The following is an 18,073-nucleotide window of genomic DNA, read 5'->3' as shown; positions in this document are numbered from 1 at the left end:
CAGTCACTACGCAGCGCATCTCCGCAACCCGACGCAGACCCAACGCAGCATCCACACGGCACCGGGCGGACGCCGGCCGGGCCGCGGTCGACATCACGGGAGGGTGGGCCATGAGCGAGACCTCGTACATGGAGCAGGAACTACAGAGCCAGCCGGAGACCTGGGCGGAGGCCGCGCGGATCGGCTCCGCGGGCGGCCCGCTACCGTCGGCGGGCCGGCGCGTGGCAGTGATCGGTTGCGGTACCTCGTGGTTCATGGCGCAGTCGTACGCGGCACTGCGCGAGGCTGCCGGGCTCGGGGTGACGGATCCGTTCGCCGCCTCCGAAGCGTTCCTCGGCCGCGACCGCGGCTATGACGCGGTGGTGGCGATCACCCGCTCGGGCACGACCACCGAGGTGCTGCGGGTACTCGACGCCGTCAAGGGGCGGATCCCCACGGTGACGATCATCGGTGACCCTGACACCCCGGCGGTCGCCCTCTCCGACGAGACGGTCACGCTGCCGTTCGCCGACGAGCAGTCGGTGGTGCAGACCCGCTTTGCGACCACCGCACTGACACTGCTGCGGGCACACCTGGGGCAGGACGTCTCCTCGGCGATCGCCGACGCGAAGGAAGCCCTGACCGCTCCCCTGGAGCAGGAGTGGGTGGACGCCGAGCAGTTCACCTTCCTCGGTACGGGCTGGACGTACGGCCTCGCCAACGAAGCCGCCCTCAAAATGCGGGAAGCGTCGCAGAGTTGGACGGAGTCCTACCCCGCGATGGAGTACCGCCACGGACCGATCGCCATAGCCGCGCCCGGCCGGGTGACCTGGCTGTTCGGGGAGGCGCCGGACGGGCTGGAGTCCGATGTGCTGCGGACGGGTGCGCGCTTTGTGTGCCATGCGCGCGACCCGCTGGCCGATCTGGTGCTGGTTCAGCGGGTGGCGCTGGAGCGAGCCCGCGCCCGAGGCCTGGACCCGGACAACCCCCGGAGCCTGACCCGCTCGGTCATGCTCCAGTCCCCCACCGCCTCCTAGCCGACGACCGGCACCCAGCCCCCTCTTCGCCCGTCCGTCCGCCCCACCGTTCAAGGAGCCGACACCCCATGCCCCTCGTGCCCACCGCTTCCATCGTCGACGCCGCGCGCGAGGCGCGGGTCGGTGCCGCGGCCTTCAATGTGATCCATCTGGAAACCGCCGAGGCACTGGTCACCGCGGCCGAGCGCACCGGCATCCCGCTGATCCTGCAGATCAGCGAGAACTGCATCCGCTACCACGGCAGCCTGCTGCCCCTCACCCGCGCCACCCTCGCCCTCGCCGAGGATTCCAGCGCCCCTATCGCGGTACACCTCGACCACATCACCGACGCCGAACTGGTACGCCAGGGCATCACCGCCGGCGTGGGATCGGTGATGGTGGACGCCTCCGCGCTTCCCTACGAGGAGAACGTCGCCACCACGGCAGAGCTCACCTCCTGGTGCCACGACCGGGGCGCCTACGTCGAGGCCGAGCTCGGCGAGGTCGGCGGCAAGGACGGTGTCCATGCACCGGGGGTACGGACCGACCCCGACGAGGCCCTGGCGTTCGTCCGGGCCACCGGAGTGGACGCCCTCGCCGTGGCGGTCGGCTCGTCGCATGCGATGAAGGAGCGCACCGCCGTCCTCGACAAGGAACTCATCGCCGCGCTGCACTCGGCCCTGCCGGTGCCCCTGGTGCTGCACGGCTCCTCGGGCGTACCCGATGAGGAGCTGCGCCGGGCCATCGCCGCCGGTATGACGAAGATCAACATTTCCACCCACCTGGTCTCCGTCTTCACCCGGTCGATCCGGCAGACGCTGGGCGCGGATCCCTCGCTGATCGACTCGCGCAAGTACCTCAAGCCCGCCCGGAAGGAAGTTGCCGACGAGGCAGCCAGGCTGCTGGACCTCCTGGGCACTCCGGCGACGGTACCCGGCCAGTACGCGGCCCAGGCTCCGGCCCGGGGCTGAGCAGACCGCGAGCCGGACCGGGGCCGTGGCGGGGAGGCAGCTCAGGGCTCGCCGGGCCGCAGCACAAGGCATGGAGGAGGCCCGGGGCCGGAGCGCAGGGTGGGGACGAGGCGGCTCAGGGCCGCAGTGCAAGGCACCGCCGAGGCCCAGGGCCAGCGCGCACCACACCGCTGAGCCCCGGGCCGAGATCAGGGACGATGCCTGCGCCCAGAGACAGACAGGAAGGCCACTACCAGGAGGTCATCGCATTCCGTGGGAACGAATTAGGCTCGCGCTATGAAGCGCCATGAACGGATGAACGCACTGCTCGAACTGCTCGGGGACCGAGGCCGAGTCGATGTCGAGGAGGCGGCGACCGCTCTGGAGGTCTCGGCCGCCACCATGCGGCGCGATATGGATGCCCTCGCCGAGCAGCAGCTGCTGACCCGTACCCGGGGCGGGGCGGTGCTCAGCTCCGTGGCGTACGACCTGCCGATCCGCTACAAGCACGCCCATCGGTCGGAGGAGAAGGAGGCAGTTGCGGAGGCCGCGGCGAGGCTGGTCGAGCGGGGGCAGGTGGTCGGGCTGAGCGGGGGCACGACGACCACGGCGATCGCCCGGGTGCTGGCCACGCGCGCGGACTTCGCCGAGGCGGGGCCGCAACCGCATCTGACGATCGTCACCAACTCCCTCAACATCGCCAATGAACTGGCGGTGCGGCCACAGATCAAGATCGTGCTGACGGGTGGGGTGGCACACTCCCGCTCGTACGAACTGGTGGGTCCGTTCAGCGAGTTGGTGCTCCAGCAGATCTCGATCGACCTCGCGTTCATCGGGGCCAACGGTGTGGATCCGGTGAGGGGAGCGACCGTCCACGACGAGGCGGAGGCCCGCGTCAACCGGCTCATGGCCGAGCGTGCCCAGCGCGCCGTGGTCGTCGCGGACTCCTCGAAGGTCGGCAAGCGGTGCTTCGCACGGGTCGGTGACACGGATGTCTTCGACACGTTCATCACGGACGGCGGGATGACGGCGGAAACGCGCCGCGAGTTCGAGGAGCGGGGCCTGAGAGTGGTGACGGCGCGACCGTCGTCCGGCGAACAGCCGGTGGGGTGACGACTACCAGGTGGTGTCGCCTCGGAGGGTTGCGTCGGCGCCACCGTCGATGAAGATGACCTGGCCGGTGACATGGGTGTTCTCGGGGGACGTCAGCCAGGTGAGGAGGGGGGCAATCTGGTCGGGACGAGCGTGCCCGTGGAGGGGCATGGGGACGGTGCTGTCGACGACCTCCCGCAGCTCCGGGGTGGCGAGCAGGGGCGCGGTCATGGGGGTGACGACGGTTCCGGGGGCCGCGGCGTTGAGCGGGATGCCGGCGCCGGCCCAGTCGTCGGAGACGGCCGTACGGCGGAGCCAGCGGGTGACGGCCTGCTTGGAGGCGCCGTAGATGGCATACCCCTCACCGCGTTCGACGGCGGCCCGTGCTGCGGCGACGGCCGCGTCCTCATCGCCGGAGAGCGCCGCGTCGACGATGGCCGGGTCGGCCGGATGGACGGAAGCGACGGACGAAATCAGTACGGCACGCGGGGCGGTTCCGGCGGCGAGCAGGGGGCGCAGGCCTTCGAGGGTGGCGACGGCTCCGAAGTAGTTGACCTGGATGGTGCGCGGGTCGAAGTGAGCGAGGCCTGCGCCGGCAATCACGGCGTCCAACCGTCCTCCGGTCAACTCGGCTGCACGGTTGACCAGTTCGGTGCGACCCTGGGGTGTGGCCAGGTCCGCACAGATGTCGGCGTCCTGGAGGTCGGCGCCGATGACGGAGTGGCCCTGATCGCGGAGTCGGGTCGCGGTGGCCTTGCCTATACCGGAGGCAGATCCGGTGATCAGGTACGTACGGGGCGTGGCGAGTTCACGGGGCACGGCGAGTTGACTCCTTCAGGGACGCATGACGGTCGGTGTGCTGGCTCGCCCACGGGAGCCGACAGCAGACTGACACACAGGGCGGCGATGGGGCCGAACCGAGGGTGCCGTACCTGCCGAACTCCCCTTGCTGTACGGCTCGGTGACGGTCACTCGGGTACCTGCGTGGTGAGCTCCGCTGCGGGTGGATACAGAGACCACTGCTATACTTTATGCATCCCGCCTCCGGCGCTCGCGATGCGCGCATTCGGAGGCTTTTTTCATGCCTTCTGACACCTACACACCCAGCGCGCCCGCCGCCACCGGCTACCGCGCCCTGCTCCGCAACCACGAGTTCGCCGGTTTGTACGCCAGCTTCACGCTGATGGTCGCCGGGAGCACCTTGTCGGGCTTCGCGCTCGGCACGCTGGTCGACCACCAGACCCGATCCCCGTTTCTGACGGCCGTGAGCATGTACGGCGCGACGTTCGCGACGGTGATCGGCGCACTGACACTGATGTCGATCGCGGACGGCAGCCGTCCTCGCCGGACCCTCGTCGCCCTCCAGTGCGTCTCACTGGTGGGCGTCGCCGCTCAGGCGATTCCCGGGCTGCCGTTGGCCGCCCGGTTCGGCCTTCTGCTGGTCCTGGGGTTCTTCCAGTCCCTGGCGAACGGCACACGGATGGGCCTGCTCGCCGAAGTCGTGCCGCCCTCCGCGTATGCGCTGGCACGTTCGCTGATGAACGTCACCTCGGGTGGCATGGCGATCCTCGGCTATGCCATCGGCGCCCTGCTACTGCGGTACCTGAGCCCGCAAGAAGTCTTCGTCACGGCCGCGGCGCTGAACGGTCTCGCCTTGGCGGTGGTGGCGACGACCGTCCGGGAACGCTCGATCCGTCTGACGCGCCGCCCGGGACCGCGGCAGACCTGGCGGACGAACGCCGCGCTCTTCTCCCACGCCGGCCAGCGGGCACTGTTGCTGAACCTGTGGGTTCCCAACGGCCTGATCGTCGGCTGCGAGGCCCTGTTCATCTCCTACGCGCCGGATCACGCCGGGGCTCTGCTGGCCGCCGGATCGGCGGGCATGCTCCTCGGGGATCTGACGGTCGGGCGCCTGTTCACCGCCGACCAGCGCCGTTGCTACGCCTTCGCCCTCCGGTTGCTGCTCGCCGCCCCGTACCTGCTGTTCGCCGTCCATCCGTCCCTGCCGGTGGTGATGGCCGCGGTGTTCGTCGCAAGTGCCGGGTTCGCCGCCACCCTGCCCCTGCAGGAGCAGCTTCTTGCACTGACCCCCGATCCGGTCCGCGGCCAGGTCCAGGGCGTTGAGTCCGCCGGCCGGATGACCTGGCAAGGGATCGGCGCGGCGATCGCCGGCGGGATCGCCCAGTACGTCACTCCGGGCATCGCGGTCGCCTTGCTGGCCGCCGTCTCGGTCGCTCTCACGGTCTTCTCCCGGCCCCTCGTGGTCCGGGCGCGCCCCGTCGACGTCGAGACGGCGCAGTGAGCACCGCGGAGCGGTCCGGAACCCGGGCGGAGTGAGCGCCGCCCGGCGGACGGAGCGGCGGAGCGACGGACGGTACGGCGGACGGAGCGACGGAGCGACGGAGCGGCGGAGCGGCGGAGCGGCGGAGCGACGGACGGTATGGCAGGCGGAGCGGCGGACGTCATGGCAGGCGGAGCGGCGGGCCGCCCGCTACTCATCGGCCAGCCGCAGGAAGCGCACAAACGGGCGGCCAGGATGCGCACACCCAGCGGTACCGGCGCTTGCCCTACCGGCCTGACCTGGGGCTATGCGGATATGGGCCGTCTCGCTCGGGCCCATCGGCGGGGCACCGAGCCGCGGTCGGGGCGAGCCTGAAGGGTCCCGAAAGCGTCGCTCTTGTGTCGCGCTTGTGTCCCCAGGGGACACCCGGGGCTGGATGTGCCGAGCGGGCATGGACAATGGGGAATGTACGTGCGAAGCCGTAGCGGCTCGCAGGGGAGTCTGAGTCTTGCGCTTCCCTGTCTTACGTTTCTCTGCCTTGCGTTTCGCCGTCTTACGTTTCTCTGTCTTACGTTTCTCTCGGGGGAGATGTCGTGCGGAAGATCTTGTCCATAGCGCTGGCAGCCGTGGCGTGCAGCACCTCGCTGACGGTGGCCGCCGCCGGGGACGCGGCGGCGGCCGGCCGCTCGCCGCAGTGCGTCAAGGTGCGGAAGTACTTCACCACGGGCCACAACCGGTATGTGCGGCTGACGAATCTGTGCACCCAGCGGACCTCGTGCTTCACCATCGTGGTGCCGCACCAGAAGGATCCCCGTGGCCGGCTGTCCAAGGGCGCCACGAAGGACGTCCGCTACGGCACAACGGCGACCCCGCGGGCGCTGTACGTGAAGAACATCCCCTGCTGAGGCGCTCCCGGATTCCCCGTCGGGAGCTCCGGATTGGGCGGAGCACTCCCCAGGAGCCGCCTCCTGAGCGTCAGGCTCGTACGGCGATGCCGTCCAGGACCATGGACAGGTACTGGCGGGCGATCTCTTCGGGGCTGTGCTGTCCGCCCGGGCGGTACCAGCTCGCCGCGACCCAGACGGTGTCGCGGACGAAGCGGTAGGTGAGCCGCACGTCGAGGTCGGCGCGGAAGACCCCGTCGGCAACGCCCCGCTCCAGCGTGCCCAGCCAGGCCTTTTCGAACTTCTGCTGGGAGTCGGCGAGATAGCGGAAACGGGGTTGGGCGGCGAGGTGCCTGGCCTCCTTCTGGTAGATGGCGACGGCCGCGCGGTGCCGGTCGATCTCCCGGAAGGACTCGGTGACCAGCGCCTGGATGGTCTCCCTGGGGCCGAGCCCGGCGGCCAGCACGGAGTCGTAGCCGTCCCACAGCTCGGTCAGGAACGTGGAGAGGATCTCGTCCAGCATCGATTCCTTGGAATCGAAGTGGTAGTAGAGGCTGCCCGCGAGCATGCCCGCCTCATCGGCGATCCGGCGGACCGTGGTGGCGTTGTAACCCTGCGCGGCGAAGACCTCGGCCGCGGTGTTGAGCAGTTCGCGGCGGCGCTCCGGGGAGGCGTTCGCGGTGGTCGTCTTCTTCTTGGCGGCTGGCACCCGGCCATTGTCGCCCCTCACCCCTCGCCCCCGGCCCCTGCGACCTGATCACGAACGCGACGAGGACGGCGTTCGGCGACACCACCCCGGCACGCCCAGCCCCACTCCCGTCCCGCCCCTGCACCACCCCGGAACGGAACGACGCCAGGCACAACGCCGCTAAATTATTTACGAGTAAAATACATGCTAACCTTTTTGCATGGGGAAGCACGTCAGGTACGCAGGGAAGAGAGGGAGCGCAGCCCCGGGGAGCGGAGCGGCGCGCACCCGGCCGTTGCCCATCAGGAGCACCGTGCGGCTGCGTCGCCCGGTCGACATCTGGCACAAGCCGGCGCTCAGCGCGGTGGTGGCCCTGGCGATCCCCGATCTCGCGCTCTACGCCGCGGGCCGACTGGACCTGGTCCTCTACACCTCGGCCGGGGCGATGTGCGCCCTGTACGCGCACGGCCTTCCGTACGCCGCGCGGGCCCGGACGCTGCTGTGGGTCGTACTCGGAATGGTCGCGAGTCTGGGTGTGGCGCTGACCGCGGCCTCGCTGACCGGCTCGGCGGCGCTGCTGGTCGTGCTCGCCTCGCTGATCGCCGCGGCCCACAAGGTGGTCTGCGACGCGACGCGGATCGGTCCCCCCGGGAACCTCATCCTGACCTTCGTCTCCGCCACGGCGTTCTTCGTTCCGCAGCGGCTGGAGCAGGTGCCGCTGCACCTGGCACTGGCGCTCGGCGGCGGCGTCCTCGCCTGGCTGGTGTGCATGGCGCCGGCGCTGGTACGGCCGCAGGGACCCGAGCGGATCGCGACCGCGCGCGCTCTGGAGGCCGCGGCCGCGCTGCTGCGTACGGAGTCGGCGGCCGGCGGTGGCACGACGGCCGGCGGTACCGCAGCCGGGGCGGAGGGGGCCGTTGCGGGTGATCGGGCCCTTGCGGGTGACGGGACTGCCGCGGGTGAAGGGGCCGCTATGAACGAGGGGGCCGTTGCGGGTGATCGGGCCCTTGCGGGTGACGGGACTGCCGCGGGTGAAGGGGCCGCTATGAACGAGGGAGCCGTTGCGGGTGCGGGGACCGCTGCGAGTGCGGAGGCTGCCGCGGTCGGAGCGGCGCCGGCACAGGCCCGGCATGCCGCCGCCGCTGCCGTGAACGCGGCCTGGCACACCGTGTTCCTGGTTCCGGCGGCCCGGGCCCCGGAGAAGGCCGCGGCCCGGGCCGGGCTCGAACGGCTGCTGGTGCGGGCGGAGGCCGCATTGGGGGATCCGGGCGGCAGCGAGGCCGACGCCCCCCTACCGGCTGGGGCTGTCGGTGGTGCTGTCGGCTCCTCCGGGGGTGCCGCCGGGGACGCCTCAAGGGATGCCGCCGGGGTCGGATGGGCCGCGGCCGGGGTCACCGGCCGGGCGGCGGCAACCATGGAGGACGCAGAGGACGAGGCGTCCCGCCCGTGGGCGGAGCGTGGCGTGGAAGCCGAGCGACTGGAGGCATGGGCGTGCGACCTGCGCCGAGGCCGCCCGTTGCCGGACGTCGCGCTGTCGACGGCGCAGGCCGAGGAGCTGAGGGGCATCGAGGCCGAGACGAGGGCCGGGGCGGACGCATGGGCCCATAGGGCGGTCGGGTCCGAGGCGGGGGACGCCGGTGCCGGGGGAACGGGCGGTCCGCGGCGTCCCGCCCCGGGGCGCCCGCGCGGGATACGGGCGGTGCTCGCCCGGTTGGCGCCCGGATCGCCACTGCTGCCCATCGGCGCCCGGGTGGCCGTCGGCTGTGCACTGGCGGGCTGGGCCTCGATGGCGGTCGGGGTCGGGCACCCGTACTGGGCGGTGGTCACCGCGGCGTCCATCTACCAGGCCAACACCACGCTCTCCTGGCAGCGCGCGGTGCAGCGCACGCTGGGCAATCTGCTCGGACTGGTGCTGTTCACCGCGCTGTTGCCACTGATCCACACCGGACAGCTCGCGATGATCGTGCTGGCGCTGGTCTGCCAGCTCGGCGCGGAGGCCTGCATCACCCGCAACTACTGGCTGGCTTCGGTATGCGTCACGCCGATGGCACTGCTGCTGACGCAGTTCGGCAGCCGTCAGCCGGCGACGACGCTGATCGCGGACCGCTGGATCGACACCGTGGTGGGCGCCGGGGTGGGCCTGCTCTGCTGCATCGTGGTGACCAACCGGCGGGCCGCCGACCGTATCGACATCGCACTGGAGCGGGTCGCGGAGGCGGAGGCGGCGGCGTTCCGGCTGCTCGCGACGGGGCCGGCGGCCGGTAGTGACGACGCCCGGGAGACCGGCTGGGCGCGCGACCGGCTGGTGGGCGCACTGGTCGAGCTGCGGGAGGCAGTGGAGGTGGCGGCCGGCGAGTGGTGGCAGCGCGCCCTCCCCGAAGAGCGGATCGCGCTGGCCGAGCAGCGGGGGCACCGCGCGCTGGCCGGCCTGGTCCGGCGGCTGTCCACCCCCGCCCTGGCCGCCTGACCACCCCGCCGCACCTCGGCGGAAAGCTCCACAAACTGCCGAAACGGCCTGTATCAAGGGAACCCACGGTGCGCTCACCCGCCTGGGCACGTCTCACCCGCCCGCCCGTTCCCGCACACCCCACGCTGCTTCGCCCGCGCGTCCACCCGGCCGCACCACGCGCCCGCCCGCGAGGCGGACGGCAGTGGATGGCAGGCACAATTAAGGGCGTAGGGAACGGCCGAGAGGAGCGTGCGGGTGACCGAGGACATCGTCGCGGGGGTGCTGCGCCAGTGGCAGCAGGTGCACCCCGGGCTGGACACCGGCCCGATGGCGGTGATCGGGCGGCTCAACCGCTGTTCCGCCCTGCTGCAGCAGGCGGCCGACGCACCGCTACGGCGAGCCGGACTCACCCGCCCCGAGTTCGACATCCTGGGCGCCCTGCGCCGGATGGACCGTGAGCTGACCCCGGGACGGCTGGCCCGCGAGACGTTCGCCTCCGGTGCGGCGGTGACCAAGCGCGTACGGCAGTTGGAGGAGCGGGGACTGATCGCCCGCCGGCCCGACGACCGGGACCGCCGGGTCGCGCACCTCTCGCTCACCGACGAGGGGCGCGACACCATCGACGAGCTACTGCCCGAGCAGCTCCGGTACGAGGCGTCCCTGCTCGACGGCATCGGCGATCAGCGACAGGAGGAACTCTCCTCGGCGCTGGGCGAGTTGCTGGTCGTGCTGGAGGGCCGCCTGGGGAGCCTGATGGAGTAGGGCGCCGTTCGACGCCCTCCCCCATGGCTCCGGCCTCACGGCTCCAGCCGCGCGACCCGTCCCCGCTCACCCGCCGCCCAGCAGCCCAGATCAGCGGCGCAGTCGACGGTGTCGTACGAGCCGTTGTCGAAGGCGTGCCAGGTGCGGCCGCCGTCGAAGGTGAGGTCGCTGCCGGAGGGCCCCACCGCGAGGGCGAGGCGGCGGGAGTGCGGGAGCCAGGCGACGCCGGAGCGGTACGCCTTCGGGGGCGCGGCGGCCGTCGTCCAGGTGGCGCCGGCGTCGTCGCTGACCGCCGCCGCCCGTGGGGAGGGCTGGTCCGGACGGAAGTCGCCGCCGACCGCAAGGCCGTGGGCCCGGTCGCGGAAGGCGAGCGCGAAGACCCCGCGGGCCGGGTCCCCCGCCGGGAGTGGAGCAGCGCTGACGGACCAGGTGCGGCCGCGGTCGGAGGTGTGCAGGACGCGGGCGGTGGCCGCACCCCCGGTCGCGATCCAGGCGTCGCGGCTGCCGACGGAGACCAGACACTGGCCGCTCGCAGCGAACGCGGCCTCGCCGCTCTGTGCCCGCGGCATACCGTCCGTGGGCAGTACCCGCCAACTGCGACCGCCGTCCCCGGTGGACAAGATGCGGTAGGCGCCGTCCACGGGGTCGCTGAGCGCGATGCCATGGCGCCGGTCGAAGAAGGCCAGGCAGTCGTAGAAGGCCCTCGGGTCGGTGTTGCGGAAGCTTTCGGTCCAGGTGGCACCGGCGTCATCGGTACGGAAGACCCGGGAGGCCTCGCCCTCTCCGATGGCGAGGACCACCGCGTGGCGGCCGTCGAACGCCCGTACCCTGCAAGCAGGCTCGATCGGGCATGAGTGGCAACACCGGGACACCGGCGTCGCTGCTTGCCCTCGCTGCTAATTAAGAGCTGCGATCAGGATCGCTACAGTACGGGCGTGCAGGTGGGCACCCGGTTGGGCTGTAAGCTCCGCGCCAGGAAGGCCGGATGCGACTTAGGTAAGCCTGCCCACAAAGGGGCTCTTTTGGACTCCGTCGGCCGGCCTTCCGGGGCGCCCCATGACTGCTGATTAAGAGTTGCGACTCGATCGCTTGTACGGACTTGCTGGCGGGTGTCCCTGCTGTCTGATGATCGTTGTATTTGCAGCCTGGAAGGCTGGATGCGACTTTCAAACGCCTGCCCGTCATGGGGCTCATCGAGACTGCGTCGGCCAGCCTTCTGGCCACCCTCACTAACTGATTAAGAGCTGCGATTCGATCGCTCGTACGGACTTGCTCTAGGGGTGGCCTGGCGCCCCGTCCGTGATCGATCTGGAGAGACGAGATGACGCAGCGGCCACCACAGGTATGGGCCGGGATCGACGTAGGAAAAGGACACCACTGGATCACGGTGGTCGACAGCGACGGGGACCCGCTGTGGAACCGCAAAGTGGTCAACTCCGAGTCCGACATCCTGGCTGCATTCGGTGAGGCCATGGGAATGTCGGACCACGTGACCTGGGCTCTCGACCTCATTGACGGTCCGGCGGCTCTGCTCTTGGGAGTCCTGGCTAACCACGGTCAGAGCCCGCGGTACGTCACCGGATCGAAGTTCGCGGCCTTCAAGAAGAGCTTCAGCGGCCAGGGCAAAACCGACTTGAAGGACTCCTACATCATTGCCGAGTTCGCCCGCTGCCTCCGGCGGCAGACAGTCCCTGTGCCGGCGCCCTCCAGACTCACGAAGGAACTGACGCTGATCCTGGCTCACCGCAACGGGCTCTCAGCCGAACGCACCAGGACCATCAACCGCATGAGGGCGTTGCTCACCAGCATTTTCCCGGAGCTGGAGCGGTCCTTTGACTTCGCCCAGTCTCAGGGTCCGCTGGTTCTCCTGTCCGGATACCAGACGCCGATGGCCATCCGGCGCATGGGCGAGAGCAGGCTGACTGCCTGGCTCGCCAAGCGTGGAGTGAGGAAGGCGGCAGCCATCGCCGAGAAGGCTGTAGCAGCTGCTAAGGCTCAGGAGACGGCAGCCAGTGAAGAAGACCTGGCGGCCGAGCTGGTGGCCGAACTCGCCCAAAAAATCTCGGAGATGAACAACCGGCTGAAGGACCTGGAGAAGAAGGTCAAGGAACTTCTCTCCCAGCACCCCCAGGCGTCCGTCGTCCTTTCCATGCCAGGCTTCGGCGAAGTCCTCGCGGCCGAACTCCTTGCGGCGATCGGCGACATCTCACGGTTCCCGACCGCTGGGCGGCTCGCTGTCGCGTCCGGGATGGCCCCCGTCTCCCGTGACTCCGGATCGAACACGGGAAACCGCCTGCGCCCGACCCAGTACAGCCGCCCCCTCCAGCGGGCGTTCTTCCTGTCGAGCCAGGTCGCGTGCTTGACCGTGGGGACGTGGGAGAACGAGACGTACTTGCGCAAGTACAAGGGCTACACGCACGACAAGGGACGCCACAAGAAGGCCGTCATCGCTGTCGCCCGCCAACGAGTCTCCATCCTGTGGGCCATGCTCCGCGACGGCCGGCTCTACGAGAGGGACTACAACCCTCGTGAGAAGGCAGCCGGAGAGGTCCAGGCGGCTTGACTAGACCCATTAAGAGCCTCGATGTCGCGGAACTCCAGCCCTCCGGCACCGGACGGCGAGACATTGCTCCAGTGCCTGCCGCCGTCATGGGTGCGCAGCACCGTACCGGCCGTACCGGCGACCCATGCCGTGGAGCGGCTGACGGCCGCCAGGCCCCGGAAGCGGGCGGTGCTGCCGCTGTCCTTGAGGCGCCAGCCCCCGTGCCGCCCGGTGGCGGGAGGGGCGGGCGAGGCGACCGGGCGCGGTGCGGCAGAGCCCGCGGACGGTGTGCCGGAAACGGGAGACGGTACGACGGGGGCCCGGGCCGGTGGAGCGGAGGCCGAGGTCGGTGCGGTGGCGGCCGAGGCCATGGCGGGCGGAGCGGCGGCCGGCACGGCCAGCGCCGTGGCGGCGACGGTCGCGACGGCCAGGCGCCGGAAGGCCCTCCGCCAACTGCGGCCCCGGACTCCCCCTGCGCTGCGACCTACGGTGCGGCCGCTGACTCCCCATAAGCGCCCACTCCCCCTCCCGAACCTGTCGTCCCGGCCAAACAATTCGCCCCACTCGGCCATTGCTCCCCACCCCGCTCGTGTCGTGCGCCGGAAGCTAGCCCAGAGCGACCGTGCCGTCCAGGCCACGGGACGGGCCCCGAGGGCGAGTTCGACACCTCCCGGGCCCCGACGGGGACCCGACGTCCACTCGACGCGGGCCCGGCCGGCACCCCATGGGCAGCCTCCAGATTCCCGCTAGGGCACTCACCGGACACCCGACGGACCGCCCCGCCGTGTGAGGCGTCGACTGATGCACCACGCTTTGCATCGCCTGATGCACCGTGTGTTGCGTCGCGTGTTGCACCGCGTGTTGCACCGCGCGTTGCGCGCCCGATGCGTCGTATCGGAGACGCCCCTTCCACATGATGCATCGTCAGTCGAACACCGGGAGGAACCGGTTCCGTACACCCCGCACACTCCCCCGGACAGCAAAGAGGGGCATATGGCGATATGCGACAGCCAGTGACGCAGGTCACGTCGGATTCCATAAGAATCGAATGCACCCGGCGCAATGCCCTTGCCGTCCTAGTGGTTGTAGACCTCTGAATCCGCACCATTTGCAAGGGAGCCGGCGATGTCCAGCGTCATCGACCAAGCCGTTCAGGCCCGTCTCATCGCGACCACTCCCCGGTCGCGGGTGATTCCGGCGAGCCTGCGCTATGACCGCAGCGATCCGTTCGCGGTCCGCTTGGTCTTCCCGCCCGCCGCGTCGCTGGACGGCGTCGAAGTGGCGTGGACGTTCGGACGGGACCTGCTGGAGGAGGGACTGCACGAGCCCGCCGGGGCGGGCGATGTGCAGATCTGGCCGGCCAACCCCGACGGGGAACGCGACGTCGTCGTGGTGGAGTTCCACACCGCGAGCGGGATGGCGGTGGTGCAGTTCGACGCGCAGGATCTGCGGAGCTTCCTCGCCGAGTCGTACGACCTCGTCCCGAAGGGCGACGAGATCCGGCACCTGGACGTCGAGGGCGACCTGGCCGCCCTGCTGCGCGGGGCGTAGGCCGGCAACTCGCCTCCGCCGCCCGCCTGTCGCCGCCCCGCTGCCGGCCGTTCATGCCGGGCCGGCGGCACCCTCGAAAAGGCGGGCGAGGTGCAGATCTAGGAGCCGTAGCGCGGACTCGGGCTCATGGACACCCAGCAGGACGTAGGTGGCGAGCCCCTCGGCGACCCCGATCAGCAGCATCGCCTCGTCCTCGGTGGCGCGCTCCGGCGGCAATTCCCCGCGTTCTGCGGCCCGTCGGAGCTGGTCGGCGAAGAAGGCCCGGAGCTGGGGGATGCCCTGCTGGGCCTCGGCCCGGAGCGCGGGGTCATGCACGGCGCGGGCGTAGTACGCGGCGCCGACCAGAAGACCGATGCGGCTCCTGTCGTCCAGCGGCAGCATCCCCGACAGGCAGGCGCGCAGCACCGCGCGCGGTGTCGGCTCCTCGGTGAACGCCTCGATGCGCTCGCGGATGCGGAGCTCGGCCAGCTGGTTGATCCGCCGGAGGGCGAAGATCAGCATCTCGTCCTTGGTGCGGAAGTAGTGCTGCAGCCGGCCCAGCGAGATACCGGCCTCGGCCGCGACGTCGCGCAGGCTCGCACCGTCCAGCCCGCGGGTACCGGCGATCCGCCACAGCGCCTCGGCGATCTCCTGACGCCTGGCTTCGTGGTCCACCTTCTTGGGCACGGCGGGGACTTCCTTCTTGCTTCGTACTTCTTGCTTCGCGCTTCTGCTTCTGCTTCTGCTTCTGCTTCTCGCTGGGTACTGCTCCTTCTTGCGGTGCGCCGCCTGCGATTCACGGCCCTTGCGGCCCGCCGCTCTGCCGCCCTCCCGGGCGCACGTTTTTACAAGTCGCTTGTACCGTTATAACGTACCCGGACTCAATACACTTGACTTGGAAACCGGTGACTCCGATGCCCGAGCACGCCGCCCCGCTGCTGCGCCCGCCCCGCCACCGTGTCGATCCGCGGGCGCGCCGCTGGTGGACGCTCCAGGCCCTGCTGACACTCAGCGGTCCGCTGCTGCTGACCGCGCTCGTGATGGCGGTCCTGTCCATACTCTTCTTCCCCGGTGCGCTTCCGTGGCTGGGGCCGTTGCTGCTGGTCGTGCTCGTACTGCCGGCCGTCGGCTACCTCGTCGCCATGCCCCGGTGGCGGTACGCGGTGCACGCATGGGAACTGGGCGGGCGGGCGGTCTACGCCGCGAGCGGGTGGTTCTGGCAGAAGCGACGGATCGCGCCGCTGTCCCGGGTGCAGACCGTGGACACCGTCCGCGGTCCGCTGCAACGGCGGTACGGACTGGCCACGGTGACCGTGACCACCGCCTCGACCGCGGGCGACATCCGGATCGCGGGGCTGTCCGACGCGGACGCCGAGGAGTTGTCCCGGCGGATCGGCGAGGCCGCGCAGGACGTGCCGGGTGATGCCGCATGAGCGCGTCGCCGCAGGACCCGCGGGCCACCCCCGCCTCACCCGACGCCCCACACGCGGGCGCGCCGTTCCCCACGGGCCGGTCGGAGCCCAGCGCAACCGCCGCCCCCTCCGTCGCCCCGGTGGACTGGCGACGGCTTGATCCGCGCACGCTCCTGGTGCACTGCGGCTGGTTGGGAGCGCCGGTCGCGTCCCTGGGACTGACCGCGCTGGCCACCGGGGGCCGGATCACCGCGAGCGCCTGGATCTCGCTCGCCGCCCTCGGCACCGCGTTCGCCGTCCTCACGGTGCTCGGTCTGGTCCGATGGGCCCGTACGGAGTTCCGGGTCACCCCGACGACGCTGGAGGTGCGCAGCGGACTGCTGAACCGGCGGCTGCGGAGTGTGCCGCTGTACCGCATCCGCACCGTTGACCTGACAGCCTCGCCGCTGCACCGGCTGCTCGGCGTCACCGTGCTGCGGGCGGGTACCGCGGGCTCCGGCGACGGCGGCAGCGAGCTGTCCCTGGAGGCCCTGTCGGTCGTCGAAGCGGACCGGCTGCGCACCGAGTTGCTGGCCCGGGCCGATGCCGAGGGGGCCGCCACCGACCCCGTGCTGGCCCGCATCAACTGGCGCTGGCTGCGCTATGCGCCGCTGACGTTCTGGGTCGTCGGCGGGGTGTTCGTGGTGGCGGGGTCGGTCTACCGGGCGCTGGACGGCATGGGTATCGAGCCCTGGAAACTGGGCTTCGTCCAGGAGGCGTTCACCGAGTTCGGGGCGAGCGCGCTCTGGCTGACGATCCCGGCGGCGCTGCTGGTCATCCTCGTTCTCGGCTCGGTCGGCGCGGTCGTCCTGTACGTCGAGAACTGGTGGAACTACTGCCTGGAGTGGACCGACGGCCGGACGCTGCGGGTGCGCCGGGGGCTGTTCACCACCCGGTCGGTGACCATCGAGCGGGCCCGGCTGCGCGGGGTGGTGCTGCGCGAGCCGCTGTTGCTACGGGCCGGCGGTGGCGCAGTGGTCCGCGCGGTGGCCGGCGGGCTGGGCAACCGCGAGGAGAACAGCAAGCGCAGTGGGTTGCTGCCGCCGGCGCCGCGCACCGAGGCGCTGCGGGTGGCGAGCGGGGTGCTGCGGACGCCGTTCCCGGGCAGTGCGTCACCGGTGCAGCTGGCCGCGCACCCCCGTGCGGCGCTGCGCCGGCGCCGGGTGCGCGGGCTGCTGTACGGGGTGTTGCCGGGTACCGCCGTGCTCGCGGGTCTCGGTGCGGCGTTCACGCCCGTCCTGCTGCAGTGCGCCTGGATCCATGCGGTGATCAGTACGGCGCTCGTGTGGTGGCTGGCCGGGGACGCGTACCGGAGTCTGGGGCACGCCCTCGACGGCGGGTATCTGGTCGCCCGCTCGGGCACGTTCAGCCGGGACACCGTCGCCCTGCAGCGTGCGGCGGTGGCCGCCTGGACCTTCTCCACCTCGCCGTTCACCCGCCGATCGGGGCTGGTCACGCTGACCGCCGCGGTCGCGGCGGGCGAGGAGGGGTACCGGATCCGGGACCTCGCGGCCGACTCCGCACCGGGTTTCGCCGCGGCGGCGGCCCCCGGGCTGCTCGACGAGTTCCTGGTCCACCCCGAGCTGCCGCGACAGGCGAGGAACGGGCTGCACCGGGCAGGCGGTGCCGAAGGATGACGGGCCGAGCGTGACAAGCTGAAGGACGGCTGACGGCCGAAGGGTGACGAGCCTCGCGGCGGCGCGGAGGGGCGGCTCAGCTCGTTCGGTGCCGGACGAGCACCTGGGCACCCCCATCGCCGGAGGGCCGAGTGCGCGCGTCGACCCCCGATGTCAGTGCCGGGGTCTATAAGTGGTGAGCATGACCCCTCCTCTTCACTGGAAGCTCGTGGTCGACGCCCACGACCCGCATGCCCAGGCCGACTTCTGGGCGGCCGCGCTCGGCTACGAGGTCGAGGACCACAGCGCCCTCATCGGCAAGCTCCTCGGCCTCGGCGCCGTCCCGCCCGAGATCCTCGTCGACCACCACGACCGGCGCGCCTGGCGGGACGCGGCGGCGGTGCGCCACCCCGACGACCCCTACGACGCGGAGAGCGGCACGGGACTGGGCCGTCGGCTGCTCTTCAATCGCGTACCGCGGTCGGAGAAGAAGACGGCCAAGAACCGCCTGCACATCGACCTGCACGGTCCGGCGGGTGAGCTGGACACGGAGGTGGAGCGCCTCCGTGCCCTCGGCGCCCGGGTCCAGAGCCACGTCAAGGAACCGGCCGGCGAGTGGGTGGTCATGACGGACCCGGAGGACAACGAGTTCTGCGTGCACTAGGTCGTGTCCGCAACATCAGGGCGGCCATGGTGTGAGGCGGCGTCGTCGAGCAGGGTGCGGTGGAAGCGTGCGGCCTTGCCGATGCTCCTATAGCTGTCAAGGAGGTCAGGCTGCGGTCGCCAATTCTCGGCAGGAGGGTGGCTGAGCTGGGGTTCGGGGAACGAGCAGG

General features: G+C 71.0%; 15 protein-coding genes and 2 pseudogenes. 12 read left to right on the top strand and 5 right to left on the bottom strand.

Features of this window, described 5'->3' with window-relative positions; genetic code table 11:
• The first annotated feature begins 110 nt into the window (after nt 1-110).
• The 3 genes from AB0G84_RS17705 (at nt 111) to AB0G84_RS17695 (ending at nt 3,058) form a co-directional block, all read left to right on the top strand.
• The gene (locus tag AB0G84_RS17705; protein ID WP_361321106.1) at nt 111-1,016 is read left to right on the top strand and encodes an SIS domain-containing protein; all 906 of its coding nucleotides are present in this window, start codon (nt 111-113) and stop codon (nt 1,014-1,016) included.
• 68 nt (nt 1,017-1,084) lie between these two features.
• On the top strand, nt 1,085-1,966 hold the full coding sequence (locus AB0G84_RS17700; protein ID WP_361321104.1) for a class II fructose-bisphosphate aldolase: 882 nt from the start codon (nt 1,085-1,087) through the stop codon (nt 1,964-1,966).
• 276 nt (nt 1,967-2,242) lie between these two features.
• Complete coding sequence (locus AB0G84_RS17695; RefSeq protein ID WP_361321102.1) at nt 2,243-3,058, top strand: DeoR/GlpR family DNA-binding transcription regulator; 816 nt, start codon at nt 2,243-2,245, stop codon at nt 3,056-3,058.
• A 3-nt stretch (nt 3,059-3,061) separates the two neighbouring features.
• Here AB0G84_RS17695 and AB0G84_RS17690 read toward each other — a convergent pair whose 3' ends face one another.
• The gene (locus tag AB0G84_RS17690) at nt 3,062-3,856 is read right to left on the bottom strand and encodes an SDR family oxidoreductase (protein ID WP_361321100.1); all 795 of its coding nucleotides are present in this window, start codon (nt 3,854-3,856) and stop codon (nt 3,062-3,064) included.
• A gap of 262 nt (nt 3,857-4,118) precedes the next feature.
• On the opposite strand from AB0G84_RS17690, the gene AB0G84_RS17685 reads away from it, so the two are divergent.
• Nucleotides 4,119-5,339, top strand: coding sequence for an MFS transporter (locus AB0G84_RS17685; RefSeq protein ID WP_361321098.1), 1,221 nt, complete (start codon nt 4,119-4,121; stop codon nt 5,337-5,339).
• Nucleotides 5,340-5,911: 572 nt separating this feature from the next.
• Nucleotides 5,912-6,223, top strand: coding sequence for a hypothetical protein (locus AB0G84_RS17680; protein ID WP_361321096.1), 312 nt, complete (start codon nt 5,912-5,914; stop codon nt 6,221-6,223).
• A 70-nt stretch (nt 6,224-6,293) separates the two neighbouring features.
• On the opposite strand, the gene AB0G84_RS17675 is transcribed toward AB0G84_RS17680, so the two are convergent.
• A complete protein-coding gene (locus AB0G84_RS17675; protein WP_361321094.1) occupies nt 6,294-6,911 on the bottom strand; it encodes a TetR/AcrR family transcriptional regulator in 618 nt (205 codons plus the stop codon).
• A 316-nt stretch (nt 6,912-7,227) separates the two neighbouring features.
• Here AB0G84_RS17675 and AB0G84_RS17670 point away from each other — a divergent pair, with 316 nt between their 5' ends.
• Nucleotides 7,228-9,357, top strand: a complete 2,130-nt coding sequence (locus tag AB0G84_RS17670; RefSeq protein WP_361321482.1) for an FUSC family protein — start codon at nt 7,228-7,230, stop codon at nt 9,355-9,357.
• A gap of 237 nt (nt 9,358-9,594) precedes the next feature.
• On the top strand, nt 9,595-10,101 hold the full coding sequence (locus AB0G84_RS17665; RefSeq protein WP_361321092.1) for a MarR family transcriptional regulator: 507 nt from the start codon (nt 9,595-9,597) through the stop codon (nt 10,099-10,101).
• A gap of 35 nt (nt 10,102-10,136) precedes the next feature.
• Here AB0G84_RS17665 and AB0G84_RS17660 read toward each other — a convergent pair.
• Nucleotides 10,137-10,922 (bottom strand): annotated as a pseudogene (locus tag AB0G84_RS17660) (oxidoreductase); the annotation flags it as partial.
• Nucleotides 10,923-11,422: 500 nt separating this feature from the next.
• On the opposite strand from AB0G84_RS17660, the gene AB0G84_RS17655 reads away from it, so the two are divergent.
• Nucleotides 11,423-12,664 carry an IS110 family transposase gene (locus tag AB0G84_RS17655; protein ID WP_361321090.1) on the top strand — a complete coding sequence of 414 codons (1,242 nt, stop codon included), beginning with the start codon at nt 11,423-11,425 and terminating at the stop codon, nt 12,662-12,664.
• A gap of 8 nt (nt 12,665-12,672) precedes the next feature.
• Here AB0G84_RS17655 and AB0G84_RS17650 read toward each other — a convergent pair.
• Nucleotides 12,673-13,074: pseudogene (locus AB0G84_RS17650) on the bottom strand (oxidoreductase); the annotation flags it as partial.
• Nucleotides 13,075-13,768: 694 nt separating this feature from the next.
• On the opposite strand from AB0G84_RS17650, the gene AB0G84_RS17645 reads away from it, so the two are divergent.
• Nucleotides 13,769-14,194 (top strand): SsgA family sporulation/cell division regulator, encoded by a 426-nt coding sequence (locus AB0G84_RS17645; protein ID WP_361321088.1) that lies wholly within the window; start codon nt 13,769-13,771, stop codon nt 14,192-14,194.
• Nucleotides 14,195-14,245: 51 nt separating this feature from the next.
• Here the strand turns inward: AB0G84_RS17645 and AB0G84_RS17640 are convergent, their stop codons facing one another.
• Nucleotides 14,246-14,860 carry a TetR/AcrR family transcriptional regulator gene (locus tag AB0G84_RS17640; protein WP_361321086.1) on the bottom strand — a complete coding sequence of 205 codons (615 nt, stop codon included), beginning with the start codon at nt 14,858-14,860 and terminating at the stop codon, nt 14,246-14,248.
• A gap of 227 nt (nt 14,861-15,087) precedes the next feature.
• Here AB0G84_RS17640 and AB0G84_RS17635 point away from each other — a divergent pair, with 227 nt between their 5' ends.
• The 3 genes from AB0G84_RS17635 to AB0G84_RS17625 all read left to right on the top strand — a co-directional run bounded on the left by AB0G84_RS17635 (nt 15,088) and on the right by AB0G84_RS17625 (nt 17,904).
• Complete coding sequence (locus AB0G84_RS17635; RefSeq protein ID WP_361321084.1) at nt 15,088-15,606, top strand: PH domain-containing protein; 519 nt, start codon at nt 15,088-15,090, stop codon at nt 15,604-15,606.
• A complete protein-coding gene (locus AB0G84_RS17630; RefSeq protein ID WP_361321082.1) occupies nt 15,603-17,261 on the top strand; it encodes a PH domain-containing protein in 1,659 nt (552 codons plus the stop codon). The genes AB0G84_RS17635 and AB0G84_RS17630 overlap by 4 nt, the downstream gene beginning before the upstream one ends.
• Nucleotides 17,262-17,442: 181 nt before the next feature.
• A complete protein-coding gene (locus AB0G84_RS17625; RefSeq protein WP_361321080.1) occupies nt 17,443-17,904 on the top strand; it encodes a VOC family protein in 462 nt (153 codons plus the stop codon).
• The last annotated feature ends 169 nt before the right edge of the window (nt 17,905-18,073 follow it).

The sequence above is a fragment of the Streptomyces sp. NPDC020742 genome (assembly GCF_040641675.1).
GTDB lineage: Bacteria > Actinomycetota > Actinomycetes > Streptomycetales > Streptomycetaceae > Streptomyces.
This window is presented reverse-complemented; position numbering and strand designations above follow the sequence as displayed.